The following is a 21,447-nucleotide window of genomic DNA, read 5'->3' on the forward strand; positions in this document are numbered from 1 at the left end:
GATCTGCCCGACTCCTGCCTGTCGACCTGTCCGCTAGCAATCTGTCCCGCTGACAGCCCCGACTTGCAGGGGTCTCCCAACTCACCGAGGTTCTGGTGCCCACGATCCAGCAGCTGGTCCGCAAGGGCCGAAAGTCCAAGCCGACGAAGGTGCGCACGCCTGCGTTGAAGGGCTCGCCGCAGCGGCGCGGGGTCTGCACCCGCGTGTACACGCACACGCCGAAGAAGCCGAACTCGGCCCTGCGCAAGGTTGCCCGTGTGCGCCTCACCAGCGGTGTCGAAGTGACCGCGTACATCCCGGGCGAGGGCCACAACCTTCAGGAGCACAGCATCGTGCTGGTGCGCGGCGGCCGGGTGAAAGACCTGCCCGGCGTCCGCTACAAGATCATCCGCGGTGCGCTGGATGCTTCGGGTGTGAATGCCCGTCAGCAGGCACGCTCGCGCTACGGCGCCAAGCGGGAGTCCTGACGTGCCCCGCCGAGGTGCAGCGCCCCGCCGCGACATCGCTCCCGACCCCGTCTACGACTCCGCGCTGGTCACCCAGTTCATCAACAAGGTGCTGCGGCGCGGCAAGCGCTCGCTGGCCGAGAGCATCGTGTACCAAGCGATGGATCTCGTCGGCGAGCGGACAGGTGGCGAGCCGCTCGAGATTCTGAAGCGGGCGGTGGACAACACCCGGCCGCAAGTCGAAGTGAAGAGCCGTCGCGTCGGCGGTGCCACGTACCAGGTGCCCGTCGAGGTGCGCCCTCGCCGCGCCACCGCGCTGGCGATTCGCTGGATCGTGGGCTTCGCCCGCGAGCGCCGCGAGCGCACCATGTCGGAACGACTCGCGAACGAGCTGATGGATGCCTCCAACGGCACCGGCTCGGCTGCCAAGCGGCGCGAAGACACGCACCGCATGGCAGAGGCCAACAAGGCCTTCGCCCATTACCGCTGGTAACAGTCCGCTGGTGAGCAGTTCGCTGGCGATCTGATCGAGATGTCTGGTCAATTGGGACAACGCTGAAATGGCTCGAACGCAACCTCTCGACCGCGTCCGCAACATCGGGATCATGGCCCACATCGACGCGGGCAAGACCACGGTGACGGAGCGGATCCTCTACTACACCGGCGTCAACTACAAGATCGGCGAGGTCCACGATGGCGCCGCCACGATGGACTGGATGGAGCAGGAGCAAGAGCGGGGCATCACCATCACCTCCGCCGCCACCACCTGCCACTGGAACGATCACGTCATCAACATCATCGACACGCCGGGCCACGTCGACTTCACCGTCGAGGTGGAGCGGTCGCTGCGGGTGCTCGACGGCGCCGTGGCAGTGTTCGACGGCGTCGCAGGCGTTGAGCCGCAGACCGAGACCGTCTGGCGGCAGGCCGACCGGTACGGCGTGCCGCGGATGTGCTTCATCAACAAGCTGGACCGCACGGGTGCCTCGTTCTTCGGCTCGTTGGCCAGCATCGAGGACCGGCTCACCCCCAACACGGCTGTCCTGCAGCTGCCGATCGGCCTCGAGGCCGACTTCGAAGGCGTGGTGGACCTCGTCGAGATGAACGCTGTGGTGTGGAAAGGCGACGATCTTGGCGCCACCTACGACATCGTCGACATTCCTGCCGATCTGGCCGATCAGGCGTCCGAGTACCGCAGCAAGCTGCTCGAACGGCTCGCCGATGTCGACGAGGACATCATGCTGGCCTACCTCGAAGGCGAGGAGGTCGATGCCGACACAATCCGGCGGGCGATCCGGCAGGGCACGGTCGACGGCCAGATCGTGCCGGTGCTCACCGGCAGCGCGTTCAAGAACAAGGGCGTGCAGCCGCTGCTCGACGCAGTCACGATGTATCTGCCCGCGCCGGTCGACATCCCGGCAATCGCGGGCCGCTCGACGAACGGCAAGGAAGATCTGGAGCGCACTCCCAGCGACGAAGAGCCGTTCTCGGCGCTGGCGTTCAAGATCATGACCGACCCTCACGTCGGCAAGCTCACCTATTTCCGGGTGTACAGCGGCAAGTTCGAGCGCGGCGGCCAGGTGCTCAACACCACCACGGGCAATCGCGAGCGCATCGGGCGCATCCTGCAGATGCACGCCAACAACCGCGAAGACCGCGACGACATCGGCACCGGCGACATCGTTGCGGGCATCGGCCTGAAGAACACTCGCACGGGCGACACGCTGTGCGATTCGTCCAAGCCGATCGTGCTCGAACAGCTCGACTTCCCCGACCCGGTCGTGCACGTGGCCGTCGAGCCCAAGTCGAAGGGCGACCAGGACAAGCTGGGCAAGGCGCTCACAGCGCTGAGCGAGGAAGATCCCACCTTCCAGGTCAAGACCGACGACGAGACCGGCCAGACCGTGATCTCGGGCATGGGCGAACTGCACCTTGAGGTGCTGGTCGACCGGATGCTGCGCGAGTTCAAGGTGGACGCCTCGATCGGCAAGCCGCAGGTGGCCTACCGCGAGACGATCACGGCGCCGGTCGACAAGTTCGAGTACCGCCACATCAAGCAGACCGGCGGCTCAGGCCAGTACGCAGTGGTGGTCATCAACCTGCGCCCGTCGGAGCCCGGCGAGGGGTACGTCTTCGAGGACAGCATCCGCGGCGGTGTGATCCCGCGCGAGTACATCTCGTCGGTCGATGCGGGCTTGCAGTCGTCGCTGGAGAACGGCCCGCTCGCGGGCTTCCCGCTGGTGGACGTGGCCGTCGATCTGATCGACGGCAACCATCACGACGTTGACTCCTCGGAGATGGCATTCAAGATCGCCGGCACGATGGCCATGCGCGATGCAGCGAGGCTGGCACGGCCGGTCCTGCTCGAGCCGGTCATGTCGGTGGAGGTCGTCACGCCCGAGCACTACATGGGCGACGTCATCGGCGACCTCAACTCACGGCGCGGCCGGGTCGGGCAGATGGAGCTGCGCGGCGTGAACCAGGTGATCGACGCCAAGGTGCCGCTGTCGGAGATGTTCGGCTACGCCAACGACCTCCGGTCCCGCACCCAGGGCCGCGCGACCTACAGCATGCAATTCGACAACTACGAGCAGGTGCCGCGCACCATCGCCGAGGAGATCATCAAGCGCATCCGCGGCGAATGACCTAGCTGGCTGCTGGAGGGCCGCAGTCGTCTCCGGGCCGACTTTTGTGGCTGGGGGCCTATTGGAACTGGGCCACGGCATCCCTAGCCTCACACCGTTCAGAACGGTGAAGAAACAAAGAAAAACGACATCCCTGCACCTCACTCACCCCCGATAGGCGAGCAGAACCCCGAAAGGCGGGTACGACATGGCAAAAGAGCGTTTCGAGCGGACCAAGCCTCACGTCAACGTGGGCACGATGGGCCACATCGACCATGGCAAGACGACACTGACGGCTGCCATCACGCGCGTGCTGTCCGAACAGGTCGGCGGCCAGGCCACGGCCTTCGACGAGATCGACAAGGCACCCGAGGAGCGTGAGCGCGGCATCACGATCTCGATCGCGCACGTCGAGTACGAGACGGCCAACCGGCATTACGCGCACGTCGACATGCCCGGTCACGCCGACTACATCAAGAACATGATCACCGGCGCCGCCCAGGTGGACGGCGCCATCCTGGTGGTGTCCGCCGCTGACGGCCCGATGCCCCAGACGCGTGAGCACGTGCTGCTGGCCCGCCAGGTCGGCGTGCCCTACATCGTGGTCGCGCTGAACAAGGTCGACATGGTCGACGACGAGGAGCTGCTCGAGCTGGTCGAGCTCGAGGTACGCGAGCTGCTCAGCGAGTACGAGTTCCCCGGCGACGACGTGCCGGTGGTCCGCGTCTCCGCGCTGAACGCACTGGAGGGCGACGCGGCTGCCGCCGAGCAGGTCGTCGAGCTGATGAACGCGGTCGACGAGTACGTACCCGAGCCCGAGCGCGACACCGAGCGCCCGTTCCTGATGCCGATCGAGGACGTCTTCTCGATCACTGGCCGCGGCACCGTGGTGACCGGCAAGATCGAGCAGGGCATCATCAACTCCGGTGACGAGGTCGAGATCGTGGGCATCCGCGAGACGCAGACCACCACGGTGACCGGCGTCGAGATGTTCCGCAAGATCCTCGATCAGGGCCAGGCTGGCGACAACGTCGGCCTGCTGCTGCGCGGCACCGGCAAGGACGAGGTGGAGCGCGGCCAGGTCTGCACCCGCAAGGGCGCGATCACCCCGCACACCAAGTTCGAGGCGCAGGTATACGTGCTCACCAAGGACGAGGGAGGGCGGCACAAGCCGTTCTTCTCGAACTACCGCCCGCAGTTCTATTTCCGCACCACCGACATCACCGGTGTGGTCGAGCTGCCGTCGGGCACCGAGATGTGCATGCCGGGCGACAACACCGAGATGACCGTCGAGCTGATCAACCCGATCGCGATGGACGAAGGCTTGCGCTTCGCCATCCGTGAGGGCGGGCGCACTGTGGGCGCCGGCCGGGTCACCAAGATCGTCCAGTAACCCGGGTTTCCGGCGAACAGTCAGGCACTCAGATGGCAGCACCTCGGATCCGGATGCGGCTCAAGGCCTACGACCACGAGATCGTGGACCAGTCGGCGCAGAAGATCACCGAGACGGTGCTGCGCACCAATGCCAAGGTGCGGGGCCCGGTGCCGCTGCCCACCGAGAAGCATCGCTACACGGTCGTGCGGTCTCCCCATAAGGACAAGGACTCGCGCGAGCACTTCGAGATGCGGATCCACAAGCGCCTGATCGACGTGATCGATCCCACCGACAAGACGGTCGACTCGCTCCAGCGTCTCGACCTGCCTGCCGGTGTCGAGATCGAGCTCAAAGTCCAGCCCTAGCGCGCTATCCGCCTGCAAGCGGGCGCTGTTAACGCGGCTGCGCCTGACTTCTGAACTAATTCAGATAAGGTGACGCCATGCAGGTGATCGAGCGGACCTTTTCGGAGTTCTTGCGCCACCCCAAGGAGGTCGTGGCTGAGCTCGACAACAGTGATGTGGTGCTGCGCCGCCGGAGCGCGCCGGCGCTTCACCTGCGCCATGCTGATCGAGAGAATGCGCGGTCAGAAGCGTTCAGCGGCATCACTCGTGTGCTTCGACACCTGTCTCTTCACTACCCGGCCGCGGTCGGGAAGTCCTTGAGTGAGGCATACCCGTGGACGAAGTATCTGCCTGACGACGAACGTGAGCAATTCCTTGAGGAGTTCGCCCAAGAGCTTGCGGCGGCGGCATCGATCGGCGACTTCAAGGCCGTAGCCCAGTTCTTGCACGAGTGGAAGGCCACAGCCGAGGTTCATGCCGATCCAGAGTTGGCTCGTCGGCTGGCCGGGCCGCACGAGATCACTCACGGCGGCCGCGTACCGCGTCCCTCAGGCTGAGGGCCTCCGCACCACGGCATGCCGAAGCGTCGAGAACGCGTCGCGCCGCCGCCGCGCCCGGATGGCTGGGACTTCCGGTTCGCGAACAACGCCGCGGCAAATGGATGGGATCGGTTGTGCAGAGATGTTCCGTCCAACGCATGGACTGCTTGGGACGCGATCGTCAGTGATCCGCGTCGGCGGAACACGCGCCAGCATCCGCTGAGAGGACCTCGTCGGCAGTGTCTGGTCAGCGGCGTAGAGATGGAGCAGTGGCAGTACGAAGTCACTTCCGGCGGCCGCATCTGGTACGGCATCGACGACGCCAAGCGAACGATCTGGATGACCCACGCGGGCACCGGTCATCCCAAAGCCACCGAGTAGCCGGGGTTTCTCGGGTCGCGTTCGATACTGAAGCCGCTCGGAGGCGAACGTCGTCGACGGCACCCAGTAGCGCGCGTGACTCCATTCGCTGGAGGCGCAATTGCGCGTCTGTACGATGCCCGACCATGCAAGATGCCGATGCCGACGAACTGAGTGCCCTCGACATCCTTGAAGCGCAGCGAAGGTTCGCCGCTGATGCCGACAACCGAGGCCACAGCACGTGGCATCCGGCCTTGGTAGGCGCTGCGGCTCGCCTGCTTGATGATTGGCTTGCTGATACGGGGCAACAGGACGCTGCCGCGCAATTCGCAAGCTTGCAAGTCACGTCACCGCATGGCTCTGATGGGGATGTCGAGACACTCGGAGAAATCGTGAGCGTTGAGCGCCGGATCGCCGCTGAACGTCGATTTCCACCGAGAGGACAGCGTCGCGCTCAACCAGACCGCTATTCCGGCAAGGCGATTGCCGCAATGTGCTGCGGCATCTGCGGCTTCATCACATGGGGCGTGTCCGGAATTGTGGGAATAGCCCTAGCCGTTGCAGCCCGAGATGAGACACGCAGTGGCCAGCGACTCGGTGAGGGGATGCGCAAGGCTGGACTGGTGTGTGGGATCGTCTCGGCGTCCCTGGTAGCGCTGATCATTGCATTCGCGATAGCGACTCCTTGATAGCTCCGATTTCGACTCGCTCCAGCGTCTTGACCTGCCTGTTGGCGTAGAGACCGAGTTCAAAGTCCAGCCCTCGCGCATCTAGCCGCTCGCGAGCGGGCTCTCTGAGGTCGAGGTGATTGGTTGCTGGGCGAGGCTCTTGAAGTCGTAATAGCCGCGGGTGACGTAGTGGTCGATGATCGCTGACCGGTGCTCGTGCGTCTCGTCGTCGGGGGCATCACTGGTTGCGTTCAGGAGTTCACGGACTTGGTTTCTCCACGTGGCGTGGTCCCAATCGTTTTCGGCGGTCTTGAGGATTTGCTCGGTGATTCTCGCTGCAGCTGCTGGTTTGGATGTTGATATCTCGGCGAGGCGCTCGATCACTTCGCGGCCATGCCATCTGGGGCCTCCGGCGGCGAGGGTGGTCTCGAGTGCGGCAAGTGACCAGTCTTCGTCGAGCTTCGACGACAAGAACGTGGGGGCGAAGGCACTGGCCTCATGTGAGTGTCGTTGGGGGTTTGCTTCGATGGCCGCAAGCCTCCATTCCCACAGCTCTCGGATGCGCTGCAAGACCACGGCCGCAACGTCGCCACTCGTGTTTCCAAGCGCTTGCCCGATGAAGCTCATGCTGTGGGCGGCGAGTTCGTCGTCGGCCATTTCGAACCAACGTTCGAGTATGGGCATCGGCGCTAAACCGCGCCAGTAGAAGGTGACGAGGTGCTCGCCGAGGTCCTGATCTACCTCATGGGAGTCCGACAGGTCCCTGCTGCCGCTGGACGGAACTCGCTCGATAGCGGCCTCGTACTCGGTCCGCAGTATGTCCAACATCGGGTCATAAGGCCGGCACCAGCAGACGTACGTGTTCCATGCGGCGTCTCGCAATTCGGATTGCTCGGATGCCGCGGGGAAGATGTCACCGAGATGCGCGACGACCCATCCTTCGTCGATAAGGGCCAGCCAGGGCAGGTATGCGCCATAGACCGCCCGGACCGCGACCGACGGGTCTGTCACTGGGTCCAAGTGTTCTTCAAGGACGGTCCGGACTTCGGGCATCGCGTCGAATCCGGTCTTGGTGCCGACGTCGTTCGCGCTGAGTTCGCGTCGGCACCAAAGCGCATAGGACATCACTGAGTGCATGGCCTCGCCCCGGTTGGTGTTCATCGAGAGGGTGTGGGGACCCATGCTGCGGATGTCGCGAGCTTCGTGTGCAGGCGACGGGTTCGGGTCGTGCATGAGCATCGCGAGGATGTGCCAGACCCTTTCGCGGAATCGGAAGGGGATGCGGTTGCCGCCGTCGCCGATGCCTGTCTCGATCAGCGAGGCGGCTTTGCCCCGTGCCCATCGCCACCCCGGGTCGCGGTCCCAGCCAGGTTCGTCGCTGTCCTCCTCGAAGGGATGCCCGACGACCGAGGACATCAGACGCAGCACGGGCTCCCAGTCGATCTGCGCGCCGCCTTTGATTGCGGTTTGGAAGCCGCCGAGGCAGTGGCGAACGTAGGTGGGATCTAATGTCGCGAGGCTGTCGATGACTGCGATGAACTCGGGTGCGCGTTCCGCGACCGATTCTTCGACAACGCGTCCGAGGTCCTCCATCGAGGCGCTGAAGTGGGGCCGCTCGGTGTCTGGTTGCCAGGCTCTGAGGTAGTCGATGACCTTGGTAGGCGGCCAGCTGTCCATCTCGTCTTTGGACACCGGGCTGTCCGGGCCCGAATCAACCGAAGTCCAGCTCAGGAAGTCGGGATGCTCGGCGTCGCCGTAGCGCTCAACGTGACTCTGGTAGAGCGCCGCTGCGCGGTCGGGCAGATGATCCACCACATAGCTCAGCCAGTCGCGCTGCCAGTAAGCGACATAGCGAGACCCTTCTCCCTCGGCAGGGGCCGTGCCATCGGACGCAGTTCGCCATTGACGGAATCTCTCGAGGTCAGGTCCGTTATGGACCCATTCGAGAAAGCGCCGACGCGCTTCGTCAGACGCGTCACCGAAGCGGCAACGCAACAAGGCTGCGTACTCGTGGCGCAGCCGGTAGTCGTCGAACAAGCCCCTGTCCGAAACGCGCTCGGTGACCAGTGCTTCGCCGCCGTCGGCGTGCGCCAGCACGTGCAGAGCAATGCGACGGTGCAGGGACGTCGCCTTCTCAAGCTGAACCACCGCTGCTTCGAGCGCGTCCGCCGAGGTGCCCGCGAAGCGAACCGCTGCGTCTCTCACCGCCGAGACAAGAACGCTGGCAATGTCACGGTCGGAGTTCTGAGCGTGGTCTTCGACCGCCGGCCGCCAGATATAGGAGTGATTGGCCTCGTCGGCCGACTCGCCTACATATGCGCTCAGCCTCAACGCATCGTTGAGCAACGCCGAGAACGCCCGCACGGCATCGAGGCCCCCCGCATCCACGAGGTCGGGCAGGACCTGCCCGACTGCTTCGCCGTATGCCCAGTGGGACAGTTGACTGACAGGCTCTGGTCGCAGCAACGAGGCCGCTTCGTCGAGGTCATCGGTTGCTTCCCCATCTAGCTGCGGTTCAAGCCGCAACAGCGCCTTCGTGATCCGCAGGCTCATGTCGATTTCGCCGATGCGCGCGAGACGCGAGATTGTCGCCGCCGCCTCATCTGCGAATTGGTCCCCGAACCGAGCGCCCAACCGCTCTCCCAGCCACTCCAAGACCTTCGAGGCCAGCCGACCGAAATGGCCGTTGGGCAGAGCTCCTACGATCCTCAGCGCGATCTGCGTAGCGACAGGATTGTCCGACGACGGCAACGCCTCAAGAACCGTCAGCACAGCATCGGGAGCGAGCGGCGCCATGCGCTCGAGGTAGCGCCCCTCCGGCCACGGCACGAACCGAACAGTGCCCTGCTCTCGGTTGTGCATCGCACCTGGCGGCGCAGCGAAGTACCCGCGGTCCGCCAAAGGCGCAACCCACTCAGGGTTCTCCAGCCGGTCGAAGAAATACGCGCGGTTCTCTTGGCGAGCGGCCTGTGCCTGCAGCAGGTCCAGCTGGTCTTCGTTGGGCGGAGTCCACGCACTCATCAGCTGTTCGCCTCACGAAGCAGTTCGTCGAGGTCTGCGATGTTCTCCTGAGCACGCTTCGAGATCACTATCAAGAACCGCTCGAACGCCAAGAAATTGGCTGTCCATTCGCCGTCCGCACTCGGGGGCAGCGTCTTGTTTCGGGCGTGTGCAAACTGCTCGGCGGAACGAGATGCGTCTCGCCAGTTCTTCCACACGTGTTGCGGATGGGGACCTGAACCGGCGAGCGCTTCAAAACGGGGCGTCCTGAGCGCATCCCGGTCCGCTTCGAGTCCGGTGTGATGTGCGACCAGACTTGCCACCGCAGCGATGAACTCATGCGACACCACGCAGCCACTCGATGCTGAGTTCGCCCCCGCGTGTTCTTCTATCGAAGGCCCGGATCCATCTGTTGGGAATCCCTCGTCAACCCATCGCTCATGCAGCTTCCCCACGTACTTCGGATATTTCGACTTAGGAAGCTCAAGCGTTCCATCGAGCGCGTCGGGTAGACGGTTCCTGATCTCACGAATCGCATGCGCGATGAAGTGAACCCTGCCTGGGAAACCCTCATCCATCGCCATTCGCAGCGCCCCCAGGTACAGCGGGGTGAGATGCCGTGCCTTTCGGTCCAGCCATTCTTGTAGCCCTGCGCGCTCGGAGTTCCACCACTCCTCAGTCGCTCCGCGGGGCACCGCAGGCCCATGGTCGGCGCTGGGCCCGTCATCGGGTGGTCCGCAATCGAACACGCTCACATGATGCCCTCGGCAGTCCAGCGCGCCACGGCGGTTTCTCCGGATGGACACCCGCTTCGTCGCGGCGGCGTCAGTATGCGCGGATTCGTGCGACGGTGATTCCGAAGGGTCCCCGCCTTTGCGCGCTGCACATGTCGACGCTCGCGGGATCGAGCCTCATCCCGCCGCTGTCGTTCAGCACCTCGAAAGCAGGCGTGCCAGCCCTACCATCGCGGGCTGTGCGGGTTGTTGATGTGGCGTGTAGAGGCTCTCGGTGTCGGAAAGTCTGACGCCCGAGCAGCGCGCTCGTCGTGACATTGATGAGCAGTTGGAGGCTTGCGGCTGGGTGGTGCAGGACTACAAGGGCGCGGCGGTGGCTGCGGCGCAAGGTGTCGCCGTTCGTGAGGTTCAGACCGCGGCGGGTCCGGCTGACTATGTGCTCTATGTGGATGGCCAAGCTGTCGGCGTCATTGAGGCGAAGAAGGTCGGCAGCACGCTGACTGGGGTTGAGTATCAGACTCGCAAGTACGGCTCCGCGTATCCGGACGAGCTGCCGGCGTTCGAGGTCGATGGGGCGCTGCCCTTCTGTTACGAGTCCACAGGTGCTGAGACGCGATTCACGAGCGAGTTGGACCCTGTGCCGGTCAGTCGTCGGGTGTACACGTTCCATCGGCCTGAGACCTTGGCCCAGTGGCACGAGGACTTTGTCAATGGCCGTGGTGCCGGTCTGCGTACTGGCATCCCGCTGCTGCCTGAGCTCGACGTCGCAGCAGGTGCATCACACTTGTGGCCCGCCCAGGCCGAGGCGATCCGCAACCTTGAGCAGTCCCTGCAGGAGAACCGGCCCCGGGCACTCATCCAGATGGCAACAGGCTCAGGCAAGACCTTCACCGCCGCCAACGTCTGCTACCGGCTGCTGCTCCACGCTGGAGCTGAGCGAATCCTGTTCCTCGTCGACCGGGCGAATCTGGGTCGCCAAGCTCTCCGGGAGTTCCAAGGCTTCACCACTCCCGACGACAGCCGCAAGTTCAGCGAGCTGTACAACGTCCGTCACCTCACGTCGTCACGGCTGGCTATGGCCGGCGAGGCCGCCACCAAGGTGCACATCTGCACCATCCAGCGGCTGCATTCGATCTTGCGAGGCGACGAGGCCGACGACTTCGACGAGAGCCTCGACGAGCTGAGCAGCTTCGAGGCGGCACCGGCAGCGCCGGTCGAGGTTGCCTACAACCCGGCGGTGCCGATCGAGTCCTACGACGTGATCATCGTCGACGAATGCCACCGCTCCATCTATGGAGTGTGGCGTCAGGTGCTCGAGTACTTCGACGCGTTCTTGGTGGGCTTGACGGCTACCCCCGGCATTCAGACATTCGGGTTCTTCGACCAGAACCTCGTGATGGAGTACGGGCACGCCCAAGCGGTGGCCGACCGGGTCAACGTGGACTTCGACGTGTTCCGCATCCGCACCGAGATCACCGAGTCCGGCGGCACTGTCCCCGCTGATTTCGTCACGGACTTCCGCGACCGCGATACCCGCGAAGTCCGGTTCGAGAAGATTGACGAGGACATCGACTACGACGCCAACGAACTGGACAAGCGGGTGGTGGCACCCGACCAGATCCGCACCGTGGTGCGCACGCTGCGTGACTCGCTGCCTGAGATCTTCCCCGACCGAGAGCGCCGGGACGATGGCCTGCTCGCGCATGTCCCCAAGACGCTGATCTTCGCCAAGGACGACAGCCACGCCGACGACATCGTTCAGGTTGTCCGCCAGGAGTTCGGGCTCGGCAACGAAGGTGCGGTGAAGATCACCTACCGCTCCGGCGATGCGGGCAACAAGCCCGAGGAACTGCTGGCCCAGTTCCGCACCAGCTACCAAACGCGTATCGCGGTGACCGTGGACATGATCGCGACCGGCACCGATGTGAAGCCGATCGAGTGCGTGGTGTTCATGCGCATGGTGCGAAGCCGCAACTTCTTCGAGCAGATGAAGGGGCGCGGTGTGCGGGTGATCGACAGCGACCAACTGCGCGCGGTCACGCCGGATGCCACGGTCAAGGACCGCTTCGTGATCGTGGACGCCGTCGGCGTCACCGAAGCCGAACTGCACGACACGGTGCCGATGGAACGCCAGCGCACAGTGAGCTTCGACAGGCTGCTACATGACATCGGGCTCGGCTCGACCAACCCCGATGTGGTGTCGTCGCTGGCGTCTCGACTCACCCGGTTGAACCGACGCATGACTGCCGAGGACCGAGCCGAAGTAGAGAAGGTGGCTGGCCTCGAGTTGAGCGACCTGGTCCGCAGCATGGTGAACGCGCTGGATGTCGACCGGCAATACGAGGCAGCCGCCGCCGCAGCGGGTGGCGATGAGCCCACGACCGAACAGGTCGAAGCAGCCGGCACACAGATGATCAAGGAAGCCGTACAGCCGCTGGCCGGCAATGCAGCATTGCGCGAGAAGCTGGTCGATGTTCGGCGCAGCTACGAGCAGGTGATCGACACCGCTTCGAAGGACAAAGTGATATCCGGCGAGTTCTCCAAGGAGGCGGCGGACCGGGCAAGGGTCCAAGTCGAGTCGTGGCGCCAATTCATCGAAGACAACAAGAACGAGATCACCGCCCTGCAGGTCCTCTACGGCCAGCCCTACGGCGGGGGGCTGAGCTACGAAGACATCAAGGAACTGGCAAACGCAATCGCACGCCCACCCCATCGCTGGACCCCCGCCGATCTCTGGGAGGCCTACGAGACACTCGACGCCTCCAAAGTTCACGGTTCAGGCCATCGCGTCAGTACCGACCTGGTGAGCCTCGTCCGCTACACGCTCGGCGCGTCCGACGAACTGATCGCTTACCCCGATCTCGTGGACGATCGCTTCCAAGCGTGGCTGCTGCTACAGGCGAACGCCGGCCGGACGTTCTCCCAAGAGCAGGCAGCCTTCCTGGAGCTGATCAAAGACCGCATCGCCACCAACCTCGGCATCGAGCCCAAAGAACTGATGGCCCCACCCTTCAGCACCCAAGGCGGCCTCGGTAAAGCCCACCAACTCTTCGGCGACGAACTCGACGCCCTGCTCAGCGAACTAACCATGGTGCTCGCCGCGTGACAACAGACCTACCCCCAGGCTGGGTGAGGACAACTTTGGGTGAGATTGCCGACTGGAGCAGCGGTGGAACCCCGCGGCGCACAGAGGAGAGCTACTACGGCGGAGACATTCCTTGGGCCGTCATCGGCGACCTGAACGATGAGGTCGTTTCCCAGTGCAAGGGTTCAATCACCCATGAGGGGCTGAGCAACAGCAGCTGCAAGATCGTTCGCCCAGGAACAATCTTGATCGCGATGTACGGGTCAATCGGCAAGTTGGGCATCGCCGGGATGCCTATGGCCACCAATCAAGCGATTGCTTCGGCAGTCCCTCGCATCAGCAGCCAGTACCTCTTCTATTTCTTGCTCGCCCAGCGCAGCCAACTAGCGGAAGCCGGCAAGGGTGCGACGCAGCGCAACATCAGCCAGACGATTCTCAAGGCTTGGCCCATTCCTGTGGCCCCACCCATGGAACAGGACCGCATCGTCGCCGTCATCGAAGAGCACTTCTCCCGCCTCGACGCCGTTCAGTCGACGTTGGAGGGTGGGCTGAGGTCTGTCGCTGCCTTCAGACGGTCGCTCTTGACGGATGCCTTCAAGGTGAACGGAACGCTCCCTCACAATTGGCAACGAACGGAGATCGAGGAAGTTGCGAAGGTGCAACTCGGCCGCCAGCGATCACCGCAACATCATGCCGGCCCGCAGATGCGGCCGTACCTTCGTGCTGCCAATGTCACTTGGGCTGGTCTCAGTTTGGACGACGTCAAGCAGATGAATTTTGACGAGGGCGATTTCGAGACCTACCGCCTTTGGCCCGGTGACCTCCTTTTGAACGAGGCATCGGGCAGCCCGAACGAGGTCGGCAAGCCGGCATTGTGGAACGGAGAGATCGAGAACTGCTGCTTCCAGAACACGCTGCTGCGCCTCCAAGCCCGCGACATCAATCCGGCATACCTGTATTGGTACTGCTACATGGCGGCCTTGACGGGACGCTTCGGCGAGGCAGGTCGCGGCGTCAACATCAGGCATCTCGGTAAGCAAGGCCTCGCACGATTTCCTATCCCTGTCGCCCCCAAGGTTGAGCAAGAACGCATCGTCACCGGGCTCGAAGAGAAATTCCAGCAGTCGTCAGACTGCGAGGCCGCGATTCGTCAAGCGCATGAGCGGGTGCACGCTCTCCGCCGTTCGATCCTGACAAGAGCATTCGATGGCCAGCTCGTCGCGCGGAGCACAGATGACGAGCCGGCGATGGTCCTCACGGACTGAGACTCCGGCGGGAGGCGAACCTGGTCGCCTCGGCACCAGTTGTGCCGCCTGCTAACTCTTGACTGAGTGATTCAAAGCCGACGAGACGAAGAGACACCGATGGAGACAAAGTCGAGGGCGCGACGCATCGGGTGGTGGCTGGTGGCGGCATTGGTCGTCACAGCTGCCGTGTGGCTCGTGTGGGGCGTGGGGCACGAATGGAGTGAGGCCGTCGTCCAAGCTCTTGCCGCACTGGGAGCGCTCTGGTACTGGGCCTACCGAAGTCGTCCGCGGGTGACTCTGCGTTTGTTGCATAGTGGTGGCCTTTATCTGGAGCTGAGGAACACCGGAAACCGAGTCGCGAAGCAGGTACGGATCACGTGCGAACCGCCGATCCCGTGGAGCGAGACCGGCGTCGCGACCAAGCGAGATCAATTCGGCCCGGTCGAAGATTTCGGCGACATGGCCCCGGACCAGCGCTACGTGGTCATCGTCGGAACTCCGTCGCCGCGAACAGCAAAAGCACTGGACGCCATCAGATTTGAGGTGTCCCACGAGAGCACCTGGGGTCTTCGAAGGCGGCGGTCCCAAATGCGCTTCGGCGGCTCTGGAGCGCAGAGTTCGCTTCGCGACGAAACGGCAACGCCTCTCGGGGAGTTGACGAAAGCTGTCAAGGCGCAGCAGAAGGAACTCGACAATATTCGACGATCGATCGACGCGTTGCCTCACGGGCTGGCTGCGTCATCGGACGACAGTGAGTCCTGAGCCTCGCTTGGGCGTCGGACGCTGCCACCGCCTGCGGCACGGAACGAACCCATGAAGACACCGTTCGCGACTACCTCAGTGTGAGATCTTGGGGACCCAAACTGAGTGAACGCCGAGGTATCCCCGACGTTCGGCCTCTGACGGTGCAGAGAGGCATTCCAGCGGTTGCAACGGTCGGAGTCTGTGTACAGATGAGCAACGAAACGGCGTGGCAATGTCAGATGAAACAGGCGACAGCTTGATGGACCACCCGGATGTCAAGCCGGAGATGCAAGCGCAGCAGGCATGCGCGTCAGCTGATCCGTACGAGCGATGGGCGGGTGAACTGCTGTGGCCGATGCTCGGGGCATCACGTTGGCGTGTGTATGACGACGGTTCTGTCGCCGGGATGCACGACTTCGACCTGGAATTCCCGGACGGAGTTCGCTTTGCCGTGGAGGTGACTACCCACACAGCGGGCAGATCTAAGGCCTTCCACTCCTTGCGGGACCGCGGCTGCCCGATCACGGCTCCCACGCTCAAGTGGAACTGGGCCGTTGGGGTCCGGCTGGCAGGCAGCGATCCTCACGACACAAGGGCGGTGCGTCGGCAGTTCGAGACACTCAAGGAGTGCTTGGCAGCGCTCTTGGAGCAAGCTGAGCAGGAGGGCATCTCTAGTCAGCTGAGGTCCCTCGACTACCGATTCGGCACGGACGAAGAACACTCGCTGATTCACGCGCTGCGAACCCTCGGAGTCAGCTATGCGTGGCGGGGCGAACTAGCGCAGGACGCCGCCATCTGGATCAATGAAGCGTCTGCCGCGAACTCGTCAAACCCCGAAGCGATCGCCGACGCCATCGACCTGCACCTGCCGCAGAACCGAGCCAAGCTCATGGCGGCGAAGGCGAATGGTGCCCAAGAGGCTCATTTGTTTCTGTGGCTGCCGGCCGGCACGGGGGTCAGCGAATCTGCCAGCCTCGCCCTTCGCACCGGAGCGGACGGGCCTGAAGCGCCGCGCGAGGTCGATCTGCAGGGCTTGGACAGCATTTGGGTCGCGACCGACCTCTTCACGGCGCGCTCCATGGAGATCCATGGCTACTCCATGCCGATATGGCAATTCGATCGAGATGGCTGGCGACAATGGGAGCGCAGGTGGTGGAACGAACGCATCTGACTCATCAATGCGGCAGCAGCACCAGTTCGTTCGGCTGGCGCTGCACGTAACACCAGTTTCGTCGTCAGCCGGGCGTGATGTACGGCGTGGGGCAGCTCGCGTAGCGTTCCGCGCGGTCGAGAGGACAGATCTTGAACCATGAGTGGAGCTGTGGTGTGGCGGCTTGCGGTTCGGGATCGACGTCGATCCAACGGATCACGATGGTGTTCTGGTGACCGAATTCGTCGCTCTCGATCTGCGCCTGTTCCACGCTGTCGCGAAGCGCTTGCCGGTGCGGTTCGCGGAGGCCGTCGGGTGGCTTCGCGAGGAAGGCCAGCCAGTTTGACTCATCCAATCCGAACCAGCGAATAGCTCCATTCGGATACGTCAGGGATTGCAGCACCCAACCGACCGCCTGGTTGGGTCGTGCCTTGCGCTCGCGCATCGCCTCGTTGCCTGGCAAGTTGCGGTCGATCTCGATTTGATAGTTCCTGAGGTTCTCGTGGGGTCGTGTGGGCCGCAACGTCGTGGTGAACACGGTATTGAGCTGCTCTGCCTGCGATGCGTCGGCGACATCGGGAGTCAGCATCAGCTCACAGGTCGCGGGGTAGCGCTCAAGGCGGGCAAGCAATCCGTCGCGTGTCCACGTGGTGAACTTGTCGCACGCGTCCGCTGCTGCCGGCACTTCGGCGGCCCCCGGTTCGTGGGCTCGATGCAAGACACGATTGCGCAAGTCGAGGACACTCCGGGCGTTGGACGCGGCCGTCTCGTCGCTGCTTGGGGATACGGACAGTCGGGCTCGCAACTGAGTCAGTAGGTCCGACGCGTTCTTGGTATTGCCATTCTGGTTGTACATCAATTCGGCGGCGCTGTCGGGAGGTGTGTCGTCTTCCCAGATCAAGCACAGCAGCAGTGCGCGGATGTACTGCTCGCAGGTGACGCCGAGCAGGATGGCAGCGACGACGAGGTCGTCTTGCTGGAGAGTGACGCTCGCGTTCCGCCACGTTTCGTGAACGGGGCGGAACGGACCCTCCAGAACTGGTGTCATGGCGCGACCGAGATCTTCAGTAGTCCAGCGGGCTGGGTACTCGTCGCCCGGCATGGGCATGAATCGGCGCTCATCGAGCGTCTGTGGCAACACGTAACGAAGGTCATCGCCGGTCGGCCACTGTGGCTCGGTTTCGTTGGGCGCCACGATTCGAATCGCATACGGCAGTACCCACGGGAGCCGAGAGCGCGTCATCGTCGGCATCGGCTGGCGAGCCATGGCGCCGTACACCCGCTGAAGGTCCGCGACGAATGCCACGGCTACATCAAGACCTTCATTCACCGCAGCTACACCGTCGCTCGGCACGCGTACCGCGACTTCGGCGACCGTCACTGTGGTAATCGGCGGCATCGCCGGGTCATTGGCTTCATTGCCGACGACAGCGTGCTCTCCGTTGTCCATCGTCAGGGTGATGGGAGGCGGCGGCGACTCGTCGGTGCGTACGCGGTACGGGAATGCGATGCTTGCAGCTCGTTGTGCAGCGACTTGGCTTGTGTCGATGGCCGCACACGAAATCTGGTGTAGGCAGCAACTGATACGACAGCCCACCAGCCCCCGCTCGTCATCCCAGTCGATGTCTAGGTAGTCGTCCTCGTAGCCTCGCTCATGGATTGGAGGCTTCCCGCCAGCTCGGATCACCGACTTGTCGTCGATCGACAGCGGTCGCTCCAGCGGCAAGAAGTAGTAGGCGATGATGAAGGACGCAGCATCATCGACCTCAGGGTCGTGGCCCGGGTGCTGATCGTGCCGGGAATCCGTCGCCATTTCTGCGTGCCTCCTCGACTCGGTCCTCCGAGACGATCTTGCCCGCGCGACGGTGGCCGTCCAACATCAGTCTCGCTGATCACGGCCTCAACTGACGATGACGACCACGAAGGCGGTTCCAAGAGTGGTGAGGTTCAGGAACGCCCCTGCGTCAGAGGTGACAGGCCACGCCGTAGGCGGCGCGGGCTCAGGTGCTGCCGTTATCGAGCGCGCGCCGATTCGTCACGGCTAGCCAGCCTTGGTGCAGACGTTCGGTCTCCTTGAGGACGCGGTCCCAAGTCCGAAACACGAGTCGAACGTCCCCGACCGTTTGCAGGCTCTTGCGTTGGCGGTCAGCGTCTTGGGTGTATCGCTGAGCAATCATGAGGCCAGTCACTCGTAGGGGTTCGCTGCTCAGCCGTTGGCTCTCGTGAGCTGCCAGTACATAGCCGTGGAATCGAGCGATCTCGTCAGTGTTGGCGGATCTCGGTCGACCATCGGCAGTTGTGCCGCGTTTGATCTCCACCACCAGTAGTTCGTCGTGTGTGTAGGGAGCCGAAGGGCCGAGGGCGAATAGGTAGTCCATCCGGCCGTCGCTTTCGCCCTCGTCGGGAGTGATACCGATGTCTGAGAGGCGGACCTCGTCGTCGAGCAGGTACCAGCGCGGGTCGAGGAGCCACGGGTGCCGCTTGATGTGCTCATGGATCGTAGGAACTTCAAGCGCGCCCGTGTCCACAAATTGACGAAGCTCGGCAATGGCCCTGAGCCGCGCATCGATGACCGTCTGGTTGCGGCGAGCGTCAATGAGCCCGAATTCATTGATGACTTCCCAGATGTGGGTCTGGAAGTCGGGCTCGCTGGCGTCGAGTTGCTCGAGGAGCTGCCTGACGATGGTGTCCTGGTGGGCATCCACGACAGATTCGACGAGTGCTCGTGCCTCGTCGGGGTCGATCGCCGGAATCTTGGCGACCGCCCGCGCGACACGGGTTATCCGTTTGCGTTCTTCAGGTGTGAGCCGTTCTAGGAGGTCGTCGAATTCTTCGATGTCGAGTTGGTCGCTGACCCGCTGCTGTCGGATGCTGCTCCATTCCCGCAGTGCTTGGTGCAGCAGTTTCTGACCCCACTCGACGAAGCCGTCGAGGCGCTCGTCCTCCAGCTGCAATTGATCGCGGTTCGCTTGAATGAGATCGGTTTCGATGTCGAAACCTTCATCGAGCCAGTCCGCCTGAACCTCGCCGACGAGGTACTCCTGGCCGAGTTGGCCCTGCGTGCCTGCAGTGCGCTGGAAGAAGAACGGACGCTGGACGAGCTTGCCGCGGGCCAGCACCGAGATGCCTTGGAGTTCCTTTTCTTGGAGCGGCTTGGCCGTGAATCCGATCCACCAGCGCACGGGCCTGCCGTCGACCTCTGAATCGGCCCATCCGACTTGGCGCTCGACGACGTCGTCCAACAGGTGCCCGTCGGTGGGGAAGCGCATGTCCAAGTTGAGATCGAAGCGCCCGATGTCGTGGCCATTGACGATGATCCTCATCTGGCTGGTGTCGAGCGCGAAGCGGCGGGCCAGAGACTGCCGGAATTGTTCCTCGTTGAGTGCTCGACGCGGGCGCAGCGACGACAAGGTGATGCGTGTGCCGCTTGTGAGCGGATTGCCGTCGGGGCCGCAGAGCAGTGTGTTGCCTGTAGCGCCCTCAACCTCGTAGTCCTGCGTTGGGTCGAGGCTGCGTATTGCGTCGTAGTCGAGGCGGAAGCTGGTGGTTTCGCCATCCTGAGCGACCGTCAGGCATTCCAGCACCTTCGCGGTGCCAAACGCTGCGAGCTTGCCGATGCCTTTTCGGCCGTGAAGCGGCCTGCCGCCATCGGAGGTGTCCTTGTCCAGCTCGGCCCGACGCTTGCGCCCTACTAGGAGGTAGCGGTTCTCGGCGTCCTCGTACGACATTCCGACGCCATTGTCCGTGACCACGATCTGATGATCTTCGACCCACCCAGTGCCGAGCGGCAGCTCAATCCAGACCGTGCTGGCGTCCGCATCCCAGGCGTTGGAGATGAGTTCGGCAATGGTTGCCGTCGCGCCCGGGTACAGCTGTGCGCCAAGCTGCTCGACCAACGATCCCAAGAATCGGAGCTTCAGGGGCTCTCGTTCGGCACTAGTCATGCTCGGCGGCCTTCTCTGCGGGTCCGAGCAGTCGACGTACGGCCAGTCCGAGCGCGTGAGCGAGCCTCACAGGCACCGCATTGCCGATCTGCCGTTCCATGGACTCATATGTTCCGCAGAACTGATACCCGGCCGGGAACGTCTGCAGCAGCGCCGCTTCACGGAGACTCAGCGCACGGTCCTCGGTTGGATGTACGAAGCGGCCACAGGCAGCGGTAGTACACCGCGTCGTCATGGTGGGAGCGGGCCCCTCCAGTGGGATGCGGCTGTACGGCCCCGTTGATGCCGTGCGTCCGGCGGACTTGAGGCGCTTGTGGCAATCCAGCTGAAGTTCGTCCGGCAGGTCGAAATGATCGCCGCCAGCGGGAATCTCACGAAGCCGTTCGAGTACCTGCGGCGTAGGTGTGCGAGCGCGGTGCCAAGGGTCTGCTGTGTCTGCGATATCGCCAGCCTGGGCGATGACTTGGCTCGCGTGCGGCACGTCGAGCGAGAAGGATGTCGGCAGTAGTTCTTGCAACGTCCCGGGAAACCCAATGGCTCGGTCGCGAATCGCAATGCCGATCAGCCGTCGCCGTCGCTGAGGGACACCGAAGTCCAAGGCGTCAACGATCCAAGAACTGAAGCGGTAGCCGTGTTCAACCGCCTGCTCCCGGAGGTCCTCCCATCGCGGATCGCGGGCGAGACCGGGCACGTTCTCAATCAGAATCGCCGCCGGCTGCATCTCCGCCGCGAAGCGCCATACCTCCGTGATCAGATCGTTCCGCTCATCAGCGCTGTCACGTGAGCCCAGCGACGAGAACCCTTGGCACGGCGGGCACGCCGTCAGCAGGGACAACTCAGACCGACCGAGCCGGAGCTGTCTCAGAAACTCCGCCGGGTCCACGTTCGAAATGTCGTCGATCAAGACCGGCACACACGGGTGATTCTCCGAGAATGTGCTTGCCGCTGTCTCGTCATTCTCAATCGCGCCGACGACGCGGAATCCCGCATCGCCTAGCCCTTGGGTCGAACCGCCCGCTCCCGCAAATAGGTCGACGGCGGTGAGTTCGGCGTCTTCGGCCACAGGGATGCTCGCCTCGCCAAGCACGTCGTCAAGCTAGCGCTGCGGTCTTTGTTCGCTCATCTGGTTTTCGAAACGTTGCGTCAGATCACAGGAGGGGCCTGACAGCAGAGGGCCTGGCACGTCC

The 21,447-nt window shown here is 63.6% G+C and carries 16 protein-coding genes; 11 read left to right on the forward strand and 5 right to left on the reverse strand.

The annotated features are described in order from the left end of the window. The first annotated feature begins 95 nt into the window (after positions 1-95). The 7 genes from rpsL to ACOGXD_RS07160 all read left to right on the forward strand — a co-directional run bounded on the left by rpsL (position 96) and on the right by ACOGXD_RS07160 (position 6,377). The gene (gene rpsL, locus ACOGXD_RS07130) at positions 96-467 is read left to right on the forward strand and encodes a 30S ribosomal protein S12 (RefSeq protein WP_419837519.1); all 372 of its coding nucleotides are present in this window, start codon (positions 96-98) and stop codon (positions 465-467) included. A gap of 1 nt (position 468) precedes the next feature. Then, entirely contained in the window at positions 469-939 is a 471-nt protein-coding gene (gene rpsG, locus ACOGXD_RS07135; protein WP_323671072.1) for a 30S ribosomal protein S7, read from the forward strand. Positions 940-1,006: 67 nt separating this feature from the next. After that, on the forward strand, positions 1,007-3,091 hold the full coding sequence (gene fusA / locus ACOGXD_RS07140) for an elongation factor G (RefSeq protein ID WP_419917174.1): 2,085 nt from the start codon (positions 1,007-1,009) through the stop codon (positions 3,089-3,091). A gap of 187 nt (positions 3,092-3,278) precedes the next feature. Beyond that, a complete protein-coding gene (gene tuf / locus ACOGXD_RS07145) occupies positions 3,279-4,463 on the forward strand; it encodes an elongation factor Tu (protein ID WP_419854768.1) in 1,185 nt (394 codons plus the stop codon). 32 nt (positions 4,464-4,495) lie between these two features. Further along, positions 4,496-4,810 carry a 30S ribosomal protein S10 gene (gene rpsJ, locus ACOGXD_RS07150; protein WP_323671069.1) on the forward strand — a complete coding sequence of 105 codons (315 nt, stop codon included), beginning with the start codon at positions 4,496-4,498 and terminating at the stop codon, positions 4,808-4,810. A 77-nt stretch (positions 4,811-4,887) separates the two neighbouring features. Further along, a complete protein-coding gene (locus ACOGXD_RS07155; RefSeq protein WP_419917175.1) occupies positions 4,888-5,346 on the forward strand; it encodes a DUF6247 family protein in 459 nt (152 codons plus the stop codon). Positions 5,347-5,834: 488 nt separating this feature from the next. Continuing rightward, positions 5,835-6,377 (forward strand): DUF4190 domain-containing protein, encoded by a 543-nt coding sequence (locus tag ACOGXD_RS07160; protein ID WP_419917176.1) that lies wholly within the window; start codon positions 5,835-5,837, stop codon positions 6,375-6,377. Between the two features lie 81 nt (positions 6,378-6,458). On the opposite strand, the gene ACOGXD_RS07165 is transcribed toward ACOGXD_RS07160, so the two are convergent. Together ACOGXD_RS07165 and ACOGXD_RS07170 are read right to left on the reverse strand one after the other, a co-directional pair. Next, a complete protein-coding gene (locus ACOGXD_RS07165; RefSeq protein ID WP_419917177.1) occupies positions 6,459-9,377 on the reverse strand; it encodes a hypothetical protein in 2,919 nt (972 codons plus the stop codon). Continuing rightward, entirely contained in the window at positions 9,377-9,940 is a 564-nt protein-coding gene (locus ACOGXD_RS07170) for a hypothetical protein (RefSeq protein WP_419917178.1), read from the reverse strand. Before ACOGXD_RS07170 ends, ACOGXD_RS07165 begins: the two co-directional genes overlap by 1 nt. 424 nt (positions 9,941-10,364) lie before the next feature. On the opposite strand from ACOGXD_RS07170, the gene ACOGXD_RS07175 reads away from it, so the two are divergent. The 4 genes from ACOGXD_RS07175 (at position 10,365) to ACOGXD_RS07190 (ending at position 16,337) form a co-directional block, all read left to right on the forward strand. Then, positions 10,365-13,196, forward strand: a complete 2,832-nt coding sequence (locus ACOGXD_RS07175; RefSeq protein ID WP_419917179.1) for a DEAD/DEAH box helicase family protein — start codon at positions 10,365-10,367, stop codon at positions 13,194-13,196. Positions 13,197-13,231: 35 nt separating this feature from the next. Continuing rightward, positions 13,232-14,440: a restriction endonuclease subunit S gene (locus ACOGXD_RS07180; protein WP_419917180.1), complete on the forward strand. Its 1,209-nt coding sequence runs from the start codon at positions 13,232-13,234 to the stop codon at positions 14,438-14,440. A gap of 99 nt (positions 14,441-14,539) precedes the next feature. Beyond that, entirely contained in the window at positions 14,540-15,184 is a 645-nt protein-coding gene (locus tag ACOGXD_RS07185; protein ID WP_419917181.1) for a hypothetical protein, read from the forward strand. A 214-nt stretch (positions 15,185-15,398) separates the two neighbouring features. Continuing rightward, entirely contained in the window at positions 15,399-16,337 is a 939-nt protein-coding gene (locus ACOGXD_RS07190) for a hypothetical protein (protein ID WP_419917182.1), read from the forward strand. Positions 16,338-16,401: 64 nt separating this feature from the next. On the opposite strand, the gene ACOGXD_RS07195 is transcribed toward ACOGXD_RS07190, so the two are convergent. The 3 genes from ACOGXD_RS07195 to ACOGXD_RS07205 form a co-directional block, all read right to left on the reverse strand. Beyond that, the gene (locus tag ACOGXD_RS07195; RefSeq protein ID WP_419917183.1) at positions 16,402-18,129 is read right to left on the reverse strand and encodes a hypothetical protein; all 1,728 of its coding nucleotides are present in this window, start codon (positions 18,127-18,129) and stop codon (positions 16,402-16,404) included. A gap of 187 nt (positions 18,130-18,316) precedes the next feature. After that, positions 18,317-20,260 (reverse strand): ATP-binding protein, encoded by a 1,944-nt coding sequence (locus ACOGXD_RS07200; protein WP_419917184.1) that lies wholly within the window; start codon positions 20,258-20,260, stop codon positions 18,317-18,319. After that, on the reverse strand, positions 20,253-21,347 hold the full coding sequence (locus tag ACOGXD_RS07205) for a DNA cytosine methyltransferase (protein ID WP_419917185.1): 1,095 nt from the start codon (positions 21,345-21,347) through the stop codon (positions 20,253-20,255). The genes ACOGXD_RS07200 and ACOGXD_RS07205 overlap by 8 nt, the downstream gene beginning before the upstream one ends. Positions 21,348-21,447 lie beyond the last annotated feature (100 nt).

The organism is Candidatus Poriferisodalis sp. (assembly GCF_965204125.1).
Lineage (GTDB): Bacteria > Actinomycetota > Acidimicrobiia > Acidimicrobiales > Poriferisodalaceae > Poriferisodalis.